1 protein-coding gene is annotated in these 318 nt (G+C 77.7%); it reads left to right on the forward strand.

The genetic code is table 11. The features are described 5' to 3' along the window. A partial coding sequence (locus AOK16_RS09465) for a PTS-dependent dihydroxyacetone kinase phosphotransferase subunit DhaM (protein ID WP_420865373.1) occupies positions 1-318 on the forward strand: 318 nt, incomplete at both ends.

Below are 318 nucleotides of genomic sequence, written 5' to 3' on the forward strand. Positions count from 1 at the left end.
GCCCCGGAGCCCGCCGCCGAGCCCCGCGTCGGGCTCGCGCTCGTCTCGCACAGCCGCGATCTGGCCGTCTCCGCCGCCGAACTCGCCAAGGCCCTGGTCGGCACCGGCGATCCGGCCCCGGTCGCCCCCGCGGGCGGCGTCGAGGACGGCGGTATCGGCACCAGCGCCGTCCTCATCCGCGACGCGGTCAAGCGCGTCGACGCGGGGCGCGGCGTCGTGCTGGTCTGCGACATGGGCAGCGCCGTGCTGACCGTCAAGGCGCTGCTGGCCGAGACGGGCACGGACGCCCTGCCCGCGAACGTGCGCATCGCGGACGCG

Source organism: Streptomyces pathocidini (assembly GCF_001418495.1).
Lineage (GTDB): Bacteria > Actinomycetota > Actinomycetes > Streptomycetales > Streptomycetaceae > Streptomyces > Streptomyces pathocidini.